This window comes from Stenotrophomonas sp. Steno-Z10-HUANG, from assembly GCF_056393075.1.
The window spans coordinates 152,086-167,456 of record NZ_JBWJPA010000002.1 but is presented as its reverse complement, the minus strand read 5'-3'; the positions used below and the strand labels follow the sequence as shown (position 1 = coordinate 167,456).

16 protein-coding genes are annotated in these 15,371 nt (G+C 69.4%); 10 read left to right on the top strand and 6 right to left on the bottom strand.

What is annotated here, in order from left to right; all coding sequences use genetic code 11:
* Window positions 1–36: 36 nt before the first annotated feature.
* Window positions 37–1,092 carry a YeiH family protein gene (locus AC06E6_RS03735; RefSeq protein ID WP_104938724.1) on the bottom strand — a complete coding sequence of 352 codons (1,056 nt, stop codon included), beginning with the start codon at window positions 1,090–1,092 and terminating at the stop codon, window positions 37–39.
* Between the two features lie 97 nt (window positions 1,093–1,189).
* On the opposite strand from AC06E6_RS03735, the gene AC06E6_RS03730 reads away from it, so the two are divergent.
* The 3 genes from AC06E6_RS03730 (at window position 1,190) to AC06E6_RS03720 (ending at window position 4,604) form a co-directional block, all read left to right on the top strand.
* On the top strand, window positions 1,190–2,095 hold the full coding sequence (locus tag AC06E6_RS03730) for a LysR family transcriptional regulator (protein WP_104938725.1): 906 nt from the start codon (window positions 1,190–1,192) through the stop codon (window positions 2,093–2,095).
* A 24-nt stretch (window positions 2,096–2,119) separates the two neighbouring features.
* The gene (locus AC06E6_RS03725) at window positions 2,120–4,021 is read left to right on the top strand and encodes an ATP-binding cassette domain-containing protein (RefSeq protein WP_240212717.1); all 1,902 of its coding nucleotides are present in this window, start codon (window positions 2,120–2,122) and stop codon (window positions 4,019–4,021) included.
* 157 nt (window positions 4,022–4,178) lie between these two features.
* A complete protein-coding gene (locus tag AC06E6_RS03720) occupies window positions 4,179–4,604 on the top strand; it encodes a VOC family protein (RefSeq protein ID WP_104940184.1) in 426 nt (141 codons plus the stop codon).
* Window positions 4,605–4,614: 10 nt separating this feature from the next.
* On the opposite strand, the gene AC06E6_RS03715 is transcribed toward AC06E6_RS03720, so the two are convergent.
* Window positions 4,615–5,058: a barstar family protein gene (locus AC06E6_RS03715; RefSeq protein ID WP_104938726.1), complete on the bottom strand. Its 444-nt coding sequence runs from the start codon at window positions 5,056–5,058 to the stop codon at window positions 4,615–4,617.
* Complete coding sequence (locus AC06E6_RS03710) at window positions 5,055–5,513, bottom strand: guanyl-specific ribonuclease (RefSeq protein ID WP_240212718.1); 459 nt, start codon at window positions 5,511–5,513, stop codon at window positions 5,055–5,057. Before AC06E6_RS03710 ends, AC06E6_RS03715 begins: the two co-directional genes overlap by 4 nt.
* A 276-nt stretch (window positions 5,514–5,789) precedes the next feature.
* Between AC06E6_RS03710 and AC06E6_RS03705 the strand changes: the two genes are divergently transcribed.
* A complete protein-coding gene (locus tag AC06E6_RS03705; RefSeq protein WP_161614384.1) occupies window positions 5,790–6,401 on the top strand; it encodes a superoxide dismutase in 612 nt (203 codons plus the stop codon).
* Window positions 6,402–6,491: 90 nt separating this feature from the next.
* Here AC06E6_RS03705 and AC06E6_RS03700 read toward each other — a convergent pair whose 3' ends face one another.
* The gene (locus AC06E6_RS03700) at window positions 6,492–7,301 is read right to left on the bottom strand and encodes an endonuclease/exonuclease/phosphatase family protein (protein WP_104938728.1); all 810 of its coding nucleotides are present in this window, start codon (window positions 7,299–7,301) and stop codon (window positions 6,492–6,494) included.
* A 147-nt stretch (window positions 7,302–7,448) separates the two neighbouring features.
* Between AC06E6_RS03700 and AC06E6_RS03695 the strand changes: the two genes are divergently transcribed.
* A complete protein-coding gene (locus AC06E6_RS03695) occupies window positions 7,449–9,044 on the top strand; it encodes a POT-type proton-dependent oligopeptide transporter (protein WP_104938729.1) in 1,596 nt (531 codons plus the stop codon).
* A 2-nt stretch (window positions 9,045–9,046) separates the two neighbouring features.
* A complete protein-coding gene (locus tag AC06E6_RS03690) occupies window positions 9,047–9,667 on the top strand; it encodes a rhomboid family intramembrane serine protease (protein WP_104938730.1) in 621 nt (206 codons plus the stop codon).
* 92 nt (window positions 9,668–9,759) lie between these two features.
* Here AC06E6_RS03690 and AC06E6_RS03685 read toward each other — a convergent pair whose 3' ends face one another.
* Window positions 9,760–9,927, bottom strand: coding sequence for a hypothetical protein (locus AC06E6_RS03685; RefSeq protein ID WP_202626399.1), 168 nt, complete (start codon window positions 9,925–9,927; stop codon window positions 9,760–9,762).
* A gap of 202 nt (window positions 9,928–10,129) precedes the next feature.
* Here AC06E6_RS03685 and AC06E6_RS03680 point away from each other — a divergent pair, with 202 nt between their 5' ends.
* The 3 genes from AC06E6_RS03680 to cfa are packed head-to-tail and all read left to right on the top strand — an operon-like array spanning window position 10,130 to window position 12,446.
* The gene (locus AC06E6_RS03680) at window positions 10,130–10,423 is read left to right on the top strand and encodes a GNAT family N-acetyltransferase (RefSeq protein WP_478060368.1); all 294 of its coding nucleotides are present in this window, start codon (window positions 10,130–10,132) and stop codon (window positions 10,421–10,423) included.
* 57 nt (window positions 10,424–10,480) lie between these two features.
* Complete coding sequence (locus tag AC06E6_RS03675) at window positions 10,481–11,314, top strand: DUF3298 and DUF4163 domain-containing protein (protein ID WP_104938731.1); 834 nt, start codon at window positions 10,481–10,483, stop codon at window positions 11,312–11,314.
* Between the two features lie 16 nt (window positions 11,315–11,330).
* A complete protein-coding gene (cfa, locus tag AC06E6_RS03670) occupies window positions 11,331–12,446 on the top strand; it encodes a cyclopropane fatty acyl phospholipid synthase (RefSeq protein ID WP_240212721.1) in 1,116 nt (371 codons plus the stop codon).
* A 110-nt stretch (window positions 12,447–12,556) separates the two neighbouring features.
* On the opposite strand, the gene AC06E6_RS03665 is transcribed toward cfa, so the two are convergent.
* Complete coding sequence (locus AC06E6_RS03665) at window positions 12,557–14,725, bottom strand: M3 family metallopeptidase (RefSeq protein ID WP_240212722.1); 2,169 nt, start codon at window positions 14,723–14,725, stop codon at window positions 12,557–12,559.
* A 151-nt stretch (window positions 14,726–14,876) separates the two neighbouring features.
* Here AC06E6_RS03665 and AC06E6_RS03660 point away from each other — a divergent pair, with 151 nt between their 5' ends.
* Window positions 14,877–15,359 carry a glutathione peroxidase gene (locus AC06E6_RS03660; protein ID WP_478060367.1) on the top strand — a complete coding sequence of 161 codons (483 nt, stop codon included), beginning with the start codon at window positions 14,877–14,879 and terminating at the stop codon, window positions 15,357–15,359.
* Window positions 15,360–15,371: the final 12 nt, after the last annotated feature.

Genomic DNA, 15,371 nt, shown 5'->3' with positions numbered 1-15,371 from the left:
CCGTGCCGCCCTGGTGGCCGCCGCGGCGCGCCCGATTCAGGACAGCGCACGTACCGCGAGGTTGATCAGCAGACCGCCGCCGAGCAGCCAGGCGGCCAGCAGCGCGGCCAGCAGCATCGGCCGCGGACCGGCCTGGCGCAGGGCCGAGACATGGGTGGTCAGGCCCAGCGCGGCCATCGCCATCGCCAGCAGCGCGGTGTCCAGCTCGACCAGGGCGGCGACCAGCCCGGCGGGCAGCAACTGCAGCGAGTTGAAGCCGACCATGCCGATGAAGCCGAACGCGAACCAGGGCACGGCGATCCTGGAGCGCGTGCCCTGGCGGTCGCGGCGGCCGCGTGCCAGCAGTGCCGACAGGCACACCAGGAACGGCGCCAGCATCATCACCCGCACCATCTTGGCGATGACCGCCGCGTCGGCGGCCGGCTGGCTGACCGCGCGGCCGGCGGCGACCACCTGGGCCACCTCATGCACGGTGGAGCCGGTGAATACGCCGTAGCCGGTTTCGTCCAGCGGCATCCAGCCGGCATGCAGGCCCCACTGGTACAGCAGCGGGTACAGGAACATCGCCAGGGTACCGAACACGACCACCGTGGCCACGGCGATGGCAACCTGCTCGGCGCGGCCCTTGACCACCGGCTCGGCGGCCATCACCGCCGCGGCGCCGCAGATGGAGCTGCCGGCGCCGATCAGCAGCGCGGTGTTGCGCTCCAGCCCAAGCACGCGGGTGCCCAGCCACCACGCCAGGGCGAAGGTGGAGCACAGCACCAGCGCGTCGATCAGCACCCCGGCGACGCCGACCTGGCCGATGTCCTGCACGGTCAGGCGCAGGCCGTAGAGGACGATGCCGGCACGCAGCAGGGTCGCCTTGGAGAAGCCCACGCCTGCCGCCGCGCGCGGCGCCAGCCTGCCGTAGGCGGTGTTGCCCAGGGCGATACCGAGCAGGATCGCCAGCGTCAGCGCACTGATGCCATGGGCCTGCAGCCACGGCAGGGTACCCAGCCACAGGGAAAGCATGGCGATGGCGGCGGTCAACAGCAGGCCGGGGAGGCGATGTGGGTGGGCCGGGGCGTGGCCCTGGAGGGCGGTGTTCATGACGGACGGTTATGAGGAGATGGCCCATCCTGCCGTCGCGCCAATAATCTGTAAAACAGATAATATTCGTATGGATAAACAATATTTCAGGTAAGTAATGCATCTCTCCCTGCGCCAGCTGCAGATTTTCTCCGCCGTCGCCGAGACCGGCACGACCACCGCCGCGGGCGAGGCCATCGGCCTGTCGCAGTCGGCGGTAAGTGCGGCCCTGGGCGAGCTGGAGAGCCTGCTCGGGCTGGCCGTGTTCGACCGCGTCGGACGCCGGCTGGTGCTCAACGGCCACGGCCGTGCGCTGCTGCCCGAGGCACGGGCGCTGCTGGCGGCCGTGGACGATATCGAGCGCCGCTACGGCCGGGCCGGGGAGGCCGCCGCGCCGGTGCGCTGGCGGGTCGGCGCCAGCACTACCATCGGCAACTACCTGATGCCGTCGCGCATCGCCGACCTGCGCGAGCGCAACGACCAGGCCCGGGTCGACCTGGTGATCGGCAATACCCGCGAAGTCGCCGCTGCGGTGCAGCGGCTGGAGGTGGACATCGGCCTGATCGAGGGCCCGTGTCACGAGCCGGGGCTGGACGTGGCGCCCTGGCGCGAGGACGAACTGGTCGTCGTGTTCGGCGATCGCCACCCGCACGCGGCGGCACTGCGGGCCGGTGCGGACATGGCGCGGCTGCGCGGTGCCTGCTGGTTGCTGCGCGAGCCGGGCTCGGGCACCCGCGAGGCGGCCGAGCAGGCGCTGCTGCCGCACCTGCACCGGTTCGCCGAGGTACTGCAGCTCGGCGGTACCGAGGCGATCAAGCAGGGCGCCGTCGCCGGGCTGGGCCTGGCCTGCCTGTCGCGGCACGCGGTGGCCGATCTCATCGCACTGGGCCGGCTGCACGTGCTGGCCACGCCGTTGCCGCCGCTGCGGCGGCAGCTGTGGGTGCTGCGGCACCCGGGCAGGCCGGTGGCGGCCAGCCTGCGGCGGCTGCTGGCGCTGGATCCGGGCACGTTCGCCGACGCCTGAGCGCGGCTCCCGTACAATGCGCGCATGCCTTTGATCACCCTGCAGAACGTCGACTACAGCGTCGGCGGCCCGTTGTTGCTGGAGAAAGCCGAACTGTCGATCGAAAGTGGCGAGCGCATCGCCCTGATCGGCCGCAACGGCGCCGGCAAATCCACCCTGATGAAGCTGATGGCCGGCGAACTGAAGCCGGACGACGGCGAAGTGCGCGTCCAGCAGGGCGTGCGCGTCACCCGCCTGGAGCAGGAGGTACCGCATGGCGCCGCCGGCAGCGTGTTCGACGTGGTCGCCGATGGCCTGGGTGAACTCGGCCACTGGCTGGCCGAGTTCCACCGGCTGAGCCATGCCGACGTGTTCGATGGCGATGCCATGGGCAAGGTGCAGGCCAGGATCGACGCCGCCGATGGCTGGGCGCTGGACCAGCGCGTGTCCGAAACCCTGACCAAGCTGGAGCTGGACGGCGATGCCGAGTTCGGGCGCCTGTCCGGCGGCATGAAGCGCCGCGTGCTGCTGGCGCGCGCGCTGGTCGCCGGGCCCGACGTACTGCTGCTGGACGAGCCGACCAACCACCTGGACATCGAGGCCATCGACTGGCTGGAAGGCTTCCTCAAGGGCTGGAACGGCTGCGTGGTGTTCGTCACCCATGACCGCCGCTTCCTGCGTGCGCTGGCCACCCGCATCGTCGAGATCGACCGCGGCCAGGTGACCAGCTGGCCGGGTGACTGGGACAACTACGCGCGCCGCCGCGAGGAACGGCTCAACGCGCAGGCGCAGGAGAACGCACGCTTCGACAAGCTGCTGGCGCAGGAGGAAGTGTGGATCCGGCAGGGCATCAAGGCGCGCCGCACCCGTGACGAAGGCCGCGTGCGCCGGCTCAAGGCCATGCGCGTGGAACGCAGCCAGCGCCGCGAGCTGGGCGGCAACGTCCGCCTGGAAGCGGCCTCGGGCGAGAACTCCGGCAAGAAGGTCATCGACGTCAGGGACGTCAGCTTCGCGTTCGGCGAGCGGGTGATGATCAAGGATTTCTCGACCACGATCCTGCGCGGCGACCGCATCGGCCTGATCGGCCCCAACGGCAGCGGCAAGACCACCCTGCTCAAGCTGCTGCTGGGCGAACTGCAGCCGGATGCCGGCGAGGTGCGCCAGGGCACCAACCTGCAGATCGCCTATTTCGACCAGTACCGCGCCACCCTGCGCGAGGACTGGAGCGCGATCGAGAACGTGGCCGAGGGCGCGGACTTCATCGACCTCAACGGCAAGCGCAAGCACGTGCACGCCTACCTGCAGGACTTCCTGTTCACCCCCGAGCGCGCGCGGGCGCCGATCACCCGCCTGTCCGGCGGCGAGCGCAACCGCCTGCTGCTGGCCAAGCTGTTCGCGCAGCCGTCCAACCTGCTGGTGATGGACGAACCGACCAACGACCTGGACGTGGAGACCCTGGAGCTGCTGGAGGAGCTGCTGGGCGACTACACCGGCACCCTGCTGCTGGTCAGCCACGACCGCGATTTCCTCGACAACGTGGTCACCTCCACCCTGGTGCTGGAAGGCGAGGGCAGGGTCGGCGATTACGTCGGCGGCTATACCGACTCGCTGCGCCAGCGCCCGGCGCCGGCGCAGAGCGGCATGGCCGTGGCCAGGGCCTCGGCCACGGCGGTACCGGCCGCGAAGCCGGCGACCACGCCGGCGGCCGCTGCCGAGCCGGCGCCGGCCAGGCGCAAGCTCAGTTTCAAGGACGCGCGCGAACTGGAACAGCTGCCGGCGAAGATCGAACAGCTGGAGCGCGACGTGGAAGGCCTGACCGGCGCGATGAACGACCCGGCGTTCTACACCCGTTCCAGCGCCGAGGTCAGCGCGCACACCCAGCAGTTGGCCCGGGTGCAGGCGGAACTGGATGCGGCCTACGCGCGCTGGGAAGAACTCGACGGCTGAGCCTGGCTGCCGCCCGGCCCACCGGTGCTCACGGGTGGGCGCAGCGCCGCGGCGTTCCTCCAGCGCCGCGCCAACCGCGGTTGCGGCCGTGTGACAATCGCCGTGCACGGGCGCCGGTCATCGACCCCGCTTCCCGGGTTTCTGCATGGAGCATGCGATGGAAATGCCGTTTTCGGTGCAGCGCATCGACCATGTGGTGTTCCGCGTGCGCGACCTGTCGCGCAGCACCGCCTTCTACCAGGCCGTGCTCGGCTGCGAGGTGGTCAGGCGGCGCGCGCACCTGGGCCTGGTACACCTGCGCGCCGGCGCGTCGATGATCGACCTGGTCAGCGTGGACGGCGCCCTGGGCGCCCGTGGCGGTGCCGCGCCGGGGCAGGGCGCGCGCAACGTGGATCACCTGTGCCTGCGGGTCGAACCATTCGACGAGGCGGGCATCGTCGCCCACCTGGGGCGCCATGGGGTCGCCGTGCCGGCCGCGGCGGAGGTCAACTTCGGCGCCGAGGGCGACGGACTGTCGCTGTATTTCAGTGATCCGGACGGCAACGTGATCGAGCTCAAGGGCCCCGCGCGGCCGCCGGGCTGACGGCGCCGGCTCAGAGGTCGTCCGTTGCTGCGGCCTCGCCGCCGTGCGGCAATTCGAAGAACGCCCAGAACGGCACGTTGTCCGCGGCCCAGCTGGCCGCGGCTTCGGAGAGGACGTCCAGCAGGGTGTCGAAATCCGCCGGGCTGGCGTCGCGCAGGTCGCCGGCATCGCCGAACAACAGCGCATACCCCCTGGCCGGCAGCCAGGACAGGTCGCGCAGCGCATCGGACAACGCATCCCAGTTGCGGCCGCGGCCCGCCGGGAAATCCAGTTGGGTGCCGATGCGCAGCAGCAGGGTGCGCTTGTCGGTGCATGATTCCAGGTCCACGCGCAGCACCTTGAGCCCGGCATCGCGCGCGGCCGCCGCCAGCCCGCCGAGATCGCCGTGGGCCACGCCATAGACCCCGGCCTGGCCCACGTCCTCCAGGCCCATGTCGAATCCGCTGTCGCTCATTGCGCGCCTCCGTTGGCCGGGACCTGGAAATCACGGAAGGTCTCGTAGTGGTCGTCGGTGTAGTACCAGACGTCGGGCGGATCGCCGCCGGTGACGATCCGCCGCGCGCCGCGGTGGCCGAGGTCGGGCGTGCGCACGGTGTACTCGCGGTAGTAGCCGCGCGGGCGCTGCGGCAGGCGCCGTTCGCGGTTGCCGAACACGCTGCCGTCCTGGCGGTGCGGGAACGGGCCGCCGCGCAGGATCAGCGCGATGGTGTCGTGCGCCTCCGCTGGCAGGAAGGCCGGCAGTGCGTCGCCCGCGCCGGACCGGCGCGGCTCGCCAGCGCGCTCCGACGCCACGGCCTGGCCCAGCGCCGGCGCGAACTGCGGGGGCGCTGGCTGCTGCAGCGTGCGCATGGCCCACAGGCCGGCCACCAGCACGACCACGGCGGTGAGCAAAAGCAACGGTTTGCGCATGGAGCGGGGCCTGTGTCGCGTGCAAAGGGCGATTATCGCGCCTGCGCGCGTTTTTTCTTGAACGCGGGCCATCGGCCGGCGGCGGCGGGCGCTGTGCCGTGCCGGCGCGTGGAACACGCGGATTTCGCGGCGCGCGTGAGGTTTGTACCCACGGCAGGACGAAGTTTCCTTTACATCGACCTTGGTAAGTTGCCGCTTCCTGCCTACCATTGCCGGTGCACTGCCCGGCATGCGCCGGGCCCCCGAACCCAGGCATCACACCCAAGGAGAATCCTCATGGCCTACACCCTGCCCAAGCTGCCCTACGCTTACGACGCGCTGGAACCGTACATGGATGCGGCCACGGTGGAGATCCACTACTCCAAGCACCACCAGACCTACGTCAACAACCTCAATGCGCTGGTCGAGGGCACCGAGTACGCCGACCTGCCCATCGACGACCTGCTGCGCAAGGTCAAGACCCTGCCGGAGAACCTGCAGCAGGGCGTCCGCAACCAGGGCGGCGGCCACGGCAACCACTCGCTGTTCTGGGACGTGATCGGCCCGAACGCCGGTGGCACCCCGGGTGGCGCGCTGGGCAAGGCGATCGACGAGCAGCTCGGCGGTTTCGACAAGTTCAAGGAGGCCTTCACCAAGGCCGCGCTGACCCAGTTCGGTTCGGGTTGGGCCTGGCTGAGCGTGACCGCCGACAAGAAGCTGGTGGTGGAGAAGACCGGCAACCAGGAAAGCCCGCTGATGGAGGGCCGTACCCCGGTGCTGACCATCGACGTGTGGGAACACGCCTACTACCTGAAGTTCCAGAACCGCCGCGCCGAGTTCATCGAGACCTTCTACAGCCTGATCAACTGGAAGGAAGTGGAACGCCGCTACGAGGAAGCCGTGGCCTGACCGGTCGCGGTGATCGACGCGGGCGGGGCAGTGCCCCGTCCCGCGCACGGATGACCAACGAAGCCGGGCGGAAACGTCCGGCTTCGCCGTTCACGGCGCCGATGGATCGGCCGGCGTTTCGCCGATCAGGCGCAGGGTGGTCATCACCCCCAGCACCAGCGGCGCCGGTTCCTCGCCGGTGGGTGCCAGCGCCACTGCCTGCTGGGCCACGTCGGCGAAGCTGCGCACCTGGTAGAGCACGTCCAGGCCATGCGGGCGGCCCCCGGACGTGCCGCCGGCGGCCGGCTGCCGCGCCGACGGGTTCCGCCGTGCCGGCTGGAAGCCCGGCAGTTGCCGGACCAGTTCGTCGGTGGGCGCGGAGAACTCGCCCACGACCAGCGATGGCTGGTCCGCGTCGGTCGCGCCGATCCAGGCGAGCAGGTCCGCCGCCTGCCGCGCCCGCACCTCCGGGTCGTTGCCCTCCGGGGCGATGCGCGCGACGTAGATGTTGACCGCCTGCCGCTGCAGGCGCGCACGCTGCATGCCGGCGGCGGTGAGCTGCCCCGGGCCATGCAGCAGGGTCAGCCCGTCCTCGATCACGTCCAGTCCGGCCAGCAGCGCGCTGCCGCGGCGCTGCGCATGGCTGGGCGGGTCGGCGGTGATGAAGTCGCAGCTGTAGCTGAGCCGGGTGGCCAGCCAACAGGCGGCGTTGGGTGCGCCCGGCGACTGCCGCACGTCCTGCACCGCGATCACGTCCGCGCGCAGGTCCGCCAGCAGTTCCAGGATCCGCCCGCGCTGGCGCTCCCACTGCGCGCTGTCCTGGGGCAGCCGCAGGCTGGCGATCCGCAGCACCGGCGGGGCGGGCTCGGCGGCCACGGCGAAAGACAAGGCGAGCAGCGCCAGACAGCCCCAGTGCTTCATTGCGACGACCAGTACGGACTGGCGGCCATGCTAGCGCGCGGCGCTGTCGAGGGCCCGTGCAGGCGCGGCGTCGTGCGCTGCCGCGCGCGCGCGGGCGGCCGCTTGCGTTACCCTTGCCCCCTTTGCATTCGCAGGATCGCCTTACAGATGACGAGCAACGACGTGGCAGCAGCCCCCGCCGGCAAGGCCGGCATGCCCCGCCAGATTCCCTACATCATCGGCAATGAAGCCTGCGAGCGCTTCAGCTTCTACGGGATGCGCAACATCCTGGTGCAGTTCCTGATCACCTCGCTGCTGCTGCAGGAGTTGACCGCCGACGGCCGTGCCGGCGAGGCCAAGGACATCATGCACAGCTTCATGATCGGCGTGTATTTCTTCCCGCTGCTCGGTGGCTGGCTGGCCGACCGCTTCTTCGGCAAGTACCGCACCATCCTCTGGTTCAGCCTGGTCTACTGCGCCGGCCACCTGTGCCTGGCGCTGTTCGAGAACAGCCGCGAGGGCTTTTTCCTCGGCTTGGGCCTGATCGCGCTCGGTGCCGGCGGCATCAAGCCGCTGGTGGCCTCGTTCATGGGCGACCAGTTCGACCAGGGCAACAAGCACCTGGCCAAGATCGTCTTCGATGCCTTCTACTGGATCATCAACTTCGGTTCGCTGTTCGCCTCGCTGCTGATCCCGCTGGCGCTGAAGAACCTGGGTCCGCAGTGGGCGTTCGGCATCCCCGGCATCCTGATGTTCATCGCCACGTTCGTGTTCTGGCTGGGGCGCAGGCGCTACGTGCTGGTGCCGTTGCCGCCGAAGGACCCGCATTCGTTCGCCAACGTGGTGCGCACCGCGCTGCTGGCGCGCGCACCGGGGCAGGGCAATGCCGGGCTGCTGGTGGCGCTGGCCGGCATCGCGCTGGCGTTGTGGGCGCTGGTGCTGGCGGCGCTGACCCTGGGCGGGCTGCATGAAGGCGGGCTGGGCGTGGTGATCTACCTGTGCCTGGCGCTGGTGGCACTGCTGGCCGGCATCGGCGGCGGCACCATGCTGCAGCTGGACCGCGCCCGCGGCGCGCATCCGGACAGCGCGGTGGAAGGCGTGCGCTCGGTGCTCAAGGTGCTGGTGATCTTCGCCCTGACCACACCGTTCTTCTCGCTGTTCGACCAGAAGGCCTCGACCTGGGTGCTGCAGGGCCAGCAGATGACCATGCCGGCCTGGTTCACCGCCTCGCAGATGCAGGCGATCAACCCGCTGCTGGTGATGATCCTGATTCCGTTCAACAACCTGGTGCTGTACCCGATGCTGCGTCGCTTCGGCTTCGAGCCGACCGCGCTGCGGCGCATGACCGCCGGCATCGCCTTCAGCGGCCTGGCCTGGGTGGTGGTGGGCGGCCTGCAGGTGGCGATGGACGGCGGCGACGCGTTGTCCATCTTCTGGCAGATCCTGCCCTATGCGCTGCTGACCTTCGGCGAGGTGCTGGTGTCGGCCACCGGCCTGGAGTTCGCCTACAGCCAGGCCCCGGCGTCGATGAAGGGCGTGGTCATGAGCTTCTGGAACCTGACCACCACCATCGGCAACCTGTGGGTGCTGCTGTCCAACGCGGCGGTGCGCAACGACACGGTGACCGCGCGCATCGCCGGCACCGGGTTGAGCGAGGCGGCGTTCCTGATGTTCTTCTTCGCCGGCTTCGCGTTCGTCGCGGCCCTGGCGTTCGGCCTGTACGCACGCCGCTACAGGATGGTCGACAACTACCGGGCAGCCTGACCATGCAAGGACCGATAACCCTGTTGCTGATCGCCGTCACCAGCCTGGTCTCGTGGCTGGCCTTCAGCAACCGCAAGCTCGCCGACCGGCTGATCCTGTGGCCGCCGGCGGTGGACCGCCATCGCCAGTACGACCGGCTGGTGACCTACGGCTTCATCCATGCCGATTTCGCCCACCTGCTGTTCAACATGGTCACGCTGTTCTTCTTCGGGCGGCTGATCGAACAGATCATGCTGCGCGTCACCGGCAACTGGTGGACCTACCCGCTGTTCTACGTGGCGGCGCTGGTGGTCTCGATCCTGCCCAGCTACCTGAAGAACCAGAAGAACCCGAACTACCTGAGCCTGGGCGCGTCCGGCGCGGTGTCGGCGGTGCTGTTCGCCTTCATCCTGATTTCCCCGTGGTCGCTGATCTTCGTGTTCTTCATTCCGGCGCCGGCCATCCTCTACGGGGTGTTCTACGTCGGTTACAGCATCTGGATGGACAAGCGCGGCAACGACAACGTCAACCACAGCGCGCACCTGGCCGGTGCCGCGTTCGGGGTGATGTTCATGCTGTTCATGGAACCGCAGGTGCTGCAGGTGTTCCTGGAGCAGCTGATGAACCCGCGCTTCGGGCGCTGACGCGCAGCGCCACCGGCCCGGGACGGTGCGGCGCCGTCACCGGGGCAGGGCCCAGGCGGGGCCGTGGCCAGCACCGGCCGCGGCCGGCCGTACTAGGCGGCGTAGGCCGCCAGCAGGCGGGCGTGCACTTCCTCGTCGATCTTCTTGAACTCCCAGCCCTGGGTCTCGCCGTTGAAAGCCAGTTGGAACAGGCCTTCAAGCAGCAGTGCATCGGGGTCGTCGGGGGGCAGCGGGTGCGAAGCGTCGAACGGTACGGGCATGGGACGGCGAGCGGAAAAACGTCCACGTCCCGCAGCAAACCGCGTGCCAGCCGCTCCGCCCGCGCGTGGCGAAGGGCGACCGGCCGCTGGGCGCCGGGTGGCCGGTCGGAAAGTGACGTCCCGCGGCGGTGCGCCGCGCCTTTCACGTCACACCGGCGCGTGACCGCGGCACAATGGGCTACCCCGTCCAGCGAGCCCTGCCATGAGCCATGATGACACCGCGCTTCCGCCGGTGGCGCACGATGCCGCCGCGTACCGCTTCAGCGTGGTCGTCGACGGCCACCCGGCGGTACTCGATTACCTGCGGCGCGGCGACGCGATGGTGATCACCCATACCGGCGTGCCCGGCGCCATCGGCGGCCGCGGCATCGCCGCGTGGTTGACCCGGGCGGCACTGGCGCATGCGCGCGCGGCCGGCCTCAAGGTGATCCCCGAGTGCAGCTATGCGGTGGCCTTCATGCAGCGTCATGGAGAATATGCGGACCTGCTGGGATAATCCGCGGCGGACGCGGCTCCGGGTGGAGCCGCGCGATCCATCCACAAGGGAAAGGACATGAAAAGGTCGGGACAGGGAGCCTGTGCGGCGGCATTGATCGCACTGGCGATGGCAGGATGCGGGAAACACGAGGCGCAGGCACCGGTGGCCGCGCCGGACGCGGCGCCGGTGGCGGAGGCACCTGCCGATGCCGCGCCGGTGGCGGTGGAGCTGCATGACGTGATCGACACCAATGCCCGCTACGTGCTGGGCATCAGCTACCCGCCTGCCGCCAACGCCTACCCCGGTCTTGCCAAGGCCCTGTCCGACTATGCCGAGCATGCCCGGTCCGAGCTGCTCAAGGCGGTGGACGAGCTTGGCAACGACACCCCTACCGCGCCCTACGAACTGTCGCTGGCCTTCGATATGGCCGTGAACACCCCGAAGGTGGTGGCGGTGTCGGCCGAAGGCAGCAGCTATACCGGCGGCGCGCACGGGCAGCCGCTGGTGGCGCGCTTCGTCTGGCTGCCGGAACGGCAGGAACTGCTGACCGCGCAGGCGCTGGTCGATTCGCCCAGGGGCTGGCAGGCGGTCAGCGACTACACCCGCGACAAGCTGCTGGAGCAGGCGATGGTCCGCGCCCAGGGCGAGGACATGACCCCGGAAGAGCAGCAGGCGCAGGTGCGCAACCTGTCCAAGATGATCGACCAGGGCACCACCGCCGATGCCGCCAACTTCGCGCAGTTCGAACCGGTGATGGACGCCGCCGGGCGCATCGCCGCGCTGCGCTTCGTGTTCCCTCCCTACCAGGTCGGTCCATACTCGGACGGCACCCAGACCGTGGACGTTCCGGCGTCCGTGCTGTTGCCGCACGTGGCCGCCGGTTACCGGGAGCTGTTCGCACACCCCTGAACCGTGGAGGCCAGCGATGGATGCAGGGCTGCAACGACGCGTCGAGGCACTGCTGCACGAGGCGGGCATCACCCCCGGCGGGGGACGCCCGCAGGACATCGACATCCTCGACCCGCGCTTCCACGCGCGGGTGCTGGCCGACGGCTCGCTGGGCCTGGGCGAGAGCTACATGGACGGCTGGTGGCGGGCGCGTTCGCTCGACGCGTTCCTGGCCCACCTGCTGGAGGCGCGGCTGGACGAGCGCGTGCATGGTGGCGGCGAGGTCTGGGACGCACTCAAGGCACGGCTGTTCAACCTGCAGGCCGGGCAGGGCAGCTATGAGGTCGGCAAGCGCCACTACGACCTCGGCAACGACCTGTACCGGGCCATGCTCGGCAAGCGCCTGGTCTACAGCTGCGGCTACTGGCGCGACGCCGGCAACCTCGATGACGCGCAGGCGGCCAAGCTCGACCTGATCTGCCGCAAGCTCGGCCTGCGCCCCGGGATGCGCGTGCTGGACATCGGCTGCGGCTGGGGCGAAGCGCTGAAATACGCCGCGCAGCACCATGGCGTGGAAGGCGTGGGCATCACCATCTCCCGGGAACAGGCCGAGTTCGCCCGCGGACTGTGCGCCGGCCTGCCGCTGGAGATCCGCCTGCAGGACTACCACGAGCTGGACGAACCGTTCGACGCGATCCTGTCGGTGGGCATGTTCGAGCATGTCGGGGTCAAGAACTACCGCGGCTACTTCGAGGTGGCGCAACGCTGCCTGCGCGAGGACGGGCTGTTCCTGCTGCACAGCATCGGCAGCAATGTCAGCCGCGAGCGCACCGACCCGTGGATCGCGCGCTACATCTTTCCCAACTCGATGCTGCCCTCGGCCGCGCAGATCACCGCGGCGATGGAAGGGCTGTTCGTGCTCGAGGACTGGCACAACTTCGGCACCGACTACGACCGTACGCTGCAGGCATGGCGGGACAACGTGGAGGCGGCGTGGGAGCAGCTGGATCCGCGCTATGACGAGCGTTTCCGGCGCATGTGGCGCTTCTACCTGGCGGCCTCGATGGCGAGCTTCCGGACCCGCCATGCGCAGCTGTGGCAGCTGGTGCTGTCGCCGCGCGGGGTGGCGGGCGGGTACGTCGCCCCACGCTAGCCGCCCCCGGCGCGCTCCCCGCCGCCGCGGTCATCGGCGTGCCAGCAGCGCGGCAAAAACAAAGCCGCCCGGCGGACCGGGCGGCTTTGCGCGGAGCGCGGCAGGAGGGCTTACTTGCCTTCGGCGCCGGTCAGGCCACGCTTCTCCAGCAGCGGCCCGATCTGCGGCTCGTGGCCGGCGAAGTTGCGGAACAGTTCCATCGCATCGACGCTGCCACCGCGCGACAGCAGGGTCTTGCGGAAATGGTCGCCGTTGGCGCGCGACAGGCCGCCGTTGTCGCGGAACCACTTCTGGGTGTTGGCGTCGAGCACCTCGGACCAGATGTAGGCGTAGTAGCCGGCCGAATAGCCGCCCATGATGTGGCTGAAGTACGTGGTGCGGTAGCGCGGCGGCACCGGCGCGTAGTAGATGCCGTCCTTGACCAGCGCCTCGTGCTCGAACTTGACCACGTCCTGCGGGGCCGGGACCTGGTCGACGCCGATCTGGTGCCAGCTCTGGTCCAGCATGGCCGCGCCGAGGTACTCGGTGGTGGCGAAGCCCTGGTTGAACTTGGACGCGGCGATCACCTTGTCCAGAAGCGCCTGCGGCATCGCCGAGCCGTTCTGGTAGTGCTTGGCGTAGTTGGCCAGGATGGTCGGTTCGTCGGCCCACATCTCGTTCACCTGCGACGGGAACTCGACGAAGTCGCGCGGCACCGCGGTGCCCGAGAAGTAGGGGTACTTCACGTTGGAGAACATGCCGTGCAGGGCGTGGCCGAACTCATGGAACGTGGTGGTCACCTCGTCCCAGGTCAGCAGCGTGGGCTTGCCGGCCGGCGGCTTGGGGATGTTCAGGTGGTTGGCCACCACCGGCTTGTCGCCGGTCAGGCCCGACTGCGATACGTAGGCGTTCATCCACGCACCGCCGCGCTTGGACTCGCGCGCGTATGGGTCGAAGATGAAGATCGCCAGCTGGCTGCCGTCGGCGTCGAACACGTCATAGACGGTGACGTCGTCGTGGTACACCGGCAGGTCGGTGCGCTGCTTGAAGCTCAGCCCGAACTCCTTGCCGGCGGCGAAGAACACGCCGTTCTCCAGCACGTTCTTCAGCTCGAAATAGGGCTTGAGCTGGGATTCGTCGAAGTTGTACTTGGCCTGGCGCACCTTCTCGCTGTAGAAGGCCCAGTCCCACGGCTGCAGCTCGAAGCCCGGCTTGCCGGCGGCCTTCTGCTCGGCGTCGATCATCGCTTGCAGGTCGGCGGCTTCGCGCTTGGCGTTGGCCACGGCGGCCGGGGCCAGCTGGCCGAGCATGGCGTTGACCGCTTCCGGGGTCTTGGCGGTCTGGTTGCCCAGGCCATAGGCGGCGTAGTTGGCGAAGCCCATCAGCGCGGCCTTCTGCGCGCGCAGGGTCATGATCCGCGAGACCAGCGCGGTGTTGTCGTATTCGCCGCCCTTGCTGCCGCGCGACACCGACGCCTCGTAGATGCGGCGGCGCAGGTCGCGGTTGGTCAGGTTGGTCAGCGCCGGCTGCCCGGTGGTGTTGAGCAGGGCGATGACGTACTTGCCGTCGAGCTTGCGCGCCTTGGCGGCTTCGGCGGCGGCGGCGATCTGCTCGGCCGACAGGCCATCGAGCTGCTTGGCATCGTCGACCACGATGTAGGAGGCGTTGACCTCGGCCAGCACGTTCTGGCTGAACTTGGTGCCCAGCCGCGCCAGCTCGGCGTTCATGTCCTTGAGCTTGGCCTTGTCCGCGTCGGACAGCTTGGCGCCGGCACGCACGAAGTTGTCGTGGTACTTCTCGACCAGGCGCAGGCCTTCGGCGTCCAGGCCGAGCTTGGCGCGGTTGTTGTAGAGGGTCTCGATGCGCGCGAACAGCTTGCCGTTGAGGTTGATCGCGTCGCTGTGGGCGGCGAAGCGGGCCGAGTAGTCGGCCTGCAGCTGCTTGCGCGCGTCATTGGTGTCGGCGCCGATCAGCGAGAAGAACACGGTGGTGGCGCGGTCGAGGATGGCGCCGCTCTTTTCCAGCGCGATCAGGGTGTTGTCGAAGGTCGGCGGCGCCGGGTTGTTGGCGATGGCCTCCACTTCCTCGAGCTGCTGCTTCATGCCGGCGTCGAAGGCGGGGGCGAAATCGGCGTCCTTGATCTTGTCGAACTGCGGGTAGTGCAGGGGCAGCGGACTCTCGGCGAAGAACGGGTTGGCCTGCTGGGCGGTTTGCCCGGTGGCGGCGTTCGCGGCCAGGCTGTAGGCCGGCAGGGCGACGCCCAGGGACACGGCCAGGGCGAGGGCAAGACGGGTGTTCAAGGTCGGAAACTCCGGAAAAATGCTGAACCTTCAGGGTAACCCGGCGGCCCCGCCGGCGGGTGTGTCGAATGGCAGGGTTGCGGCGGAATGCCTGCTGCTGCAAAGCCATGCCGGCGAATGGCGTACGCTGGAGCTCCGCCTGGAGCCTGCCGTGACCGTTGCCACCGATTTCGAACTCACCGCCCTGGACGGCACGCCGTTGCCGCTGTCTGCCTACGCCGGCAAGGTGCTGCTGGTGGTCAATACCGCCTCGCGCTGCGGCTTCACCCCGCAGTACGCGGGGCTGGAGCGGCTGTGGCGCCAGTACGCGGCGCAGGGGCTGGTGGTGCTGGGCTGCCCCTGCGACCAGTTCGGCCACCAGGAGCCGGGCGACGCGGCCGCGATCCAGGCGTTCTGCAGCCTCGATTACGGGGTCAGCTTCCCGATGTCGGCCAAACTGCAGGTCAACGGCGCCGGCGCGCACCCGCTGTGGCGCTGGCTGCAGCGCGAGAAGCGCGGCGCGCTGGGAATCGCCGCGATCAAGTGGAATTTCAGCAAGTTCCTGGTCGGGCGCGACGGCCGGGTGATCGCCCGCTATGCGCCCACCGCGCGCCCGGAGTCGCTGGAAGGCGATGTCCGGGCGGCGCTGGGCTGAGCCGCCGGCCGC

Bases quoted from the DNA above. Each gene is read 5' to 3' on its own strand.
- AC06E6_RS03720 (WP_104940184.1), top strand. From the start codon at position 4,179: ATGGAAATGCCGTTTTCGGTGCAGCGCATCGACCATGTGGTGTTCCGC.
- AC06E6_RS03695 (WP_104938729.1), top strand. From the start codon at position 7,449: ATGACGAGCAACGACGTGGCAGCAGCCCCCGCCGGCAAGGCCGGCATG.
- AC06E6_RS03705 (WP_161614384.1), top strand. From the start codon at position 5,790: ATGGCCTACACCCTGCCCAAGCTGCCCTACGCTTACGACGCGCTGGAA.
- AC06E6_RS03710 (WP_240212718.1), bottom strand. From the start codon at position 5,513: ATGCGCAAACCGTTGCTTTTGCTCACCGCCGTGGTCGTGCTGGTGGCC.
- AC06E6_RS03675 (WP_104938731.1), top strand. From the start codon at position 10,481: ATGAAAAGGTCGGGACAGGGAGCCTGTGCGGCGGCATTGATCGCACTG.
- AC06E6_RS03690 (WP_104938730.1), top strand. From the start codon at position 9,047: ATGCAAGGACCGATAACCCTGTTGCTGATCGCCGTCACCAGCCTGGTC.
- AC06E6_RS03680 (WP_478060368.1), top strand. From the start codon at position 10,130: ATGAGCCATGATGACACCGCGCTTCCGCCGGTGGCGCACGATGCCGCC.
- AC06E6_RS03700 (WP_104938728.1), bottom strand. From the start codon at position 7,301: ATGAAGCACTGGGGCTGTCTGGCGCTGCTCGCCTTGTCTTTCGCCGTG.
- AC06E6_RS03725 (WP_240212717.1), top strand. From the start codon at position 2,120: ATGCCTTTGATCACCCTGCAGAACGTCGACTACAGCGTCGGCGGCCCG.
- AC06E6_RS03685 (WP_202626399.1), bottom strand. From the start codon at position 9,927: ATGCCCGTACCGTTCGACGCTTCGCACCCGCTGCCCCCCGACGACCCC.
- AC06E6_RS03715 (WP_104938726.1), bottom strand. From the start codon at position 5,058: ATGAGCGACAGCGGATTCGACATGGGCCTGGAGGACGTGGGCCAGGCC.
- AC06E6_RS03735 (WP_104938724.1), bottom strand. From the start codon at position 1,092: ATGAACACCGCCCTCCAGGGCCACGCCCCGGCCCACCCACATCGCCTC.
- AC06E6_RS03730 (WP_104938725.1), top strand. From the start codon at position 1,190: ATGCATCTCTCCCTGCGCCAGCTGCAGATTTTCTCCGCCGTCGCCGAG.
- cfa (WP_240212721.1), top strand. From the start codon at position 11,331: ATGGATGCAGGGCTGCAACGACGCGTCGAGGCACTGCTGCACGAGGCG.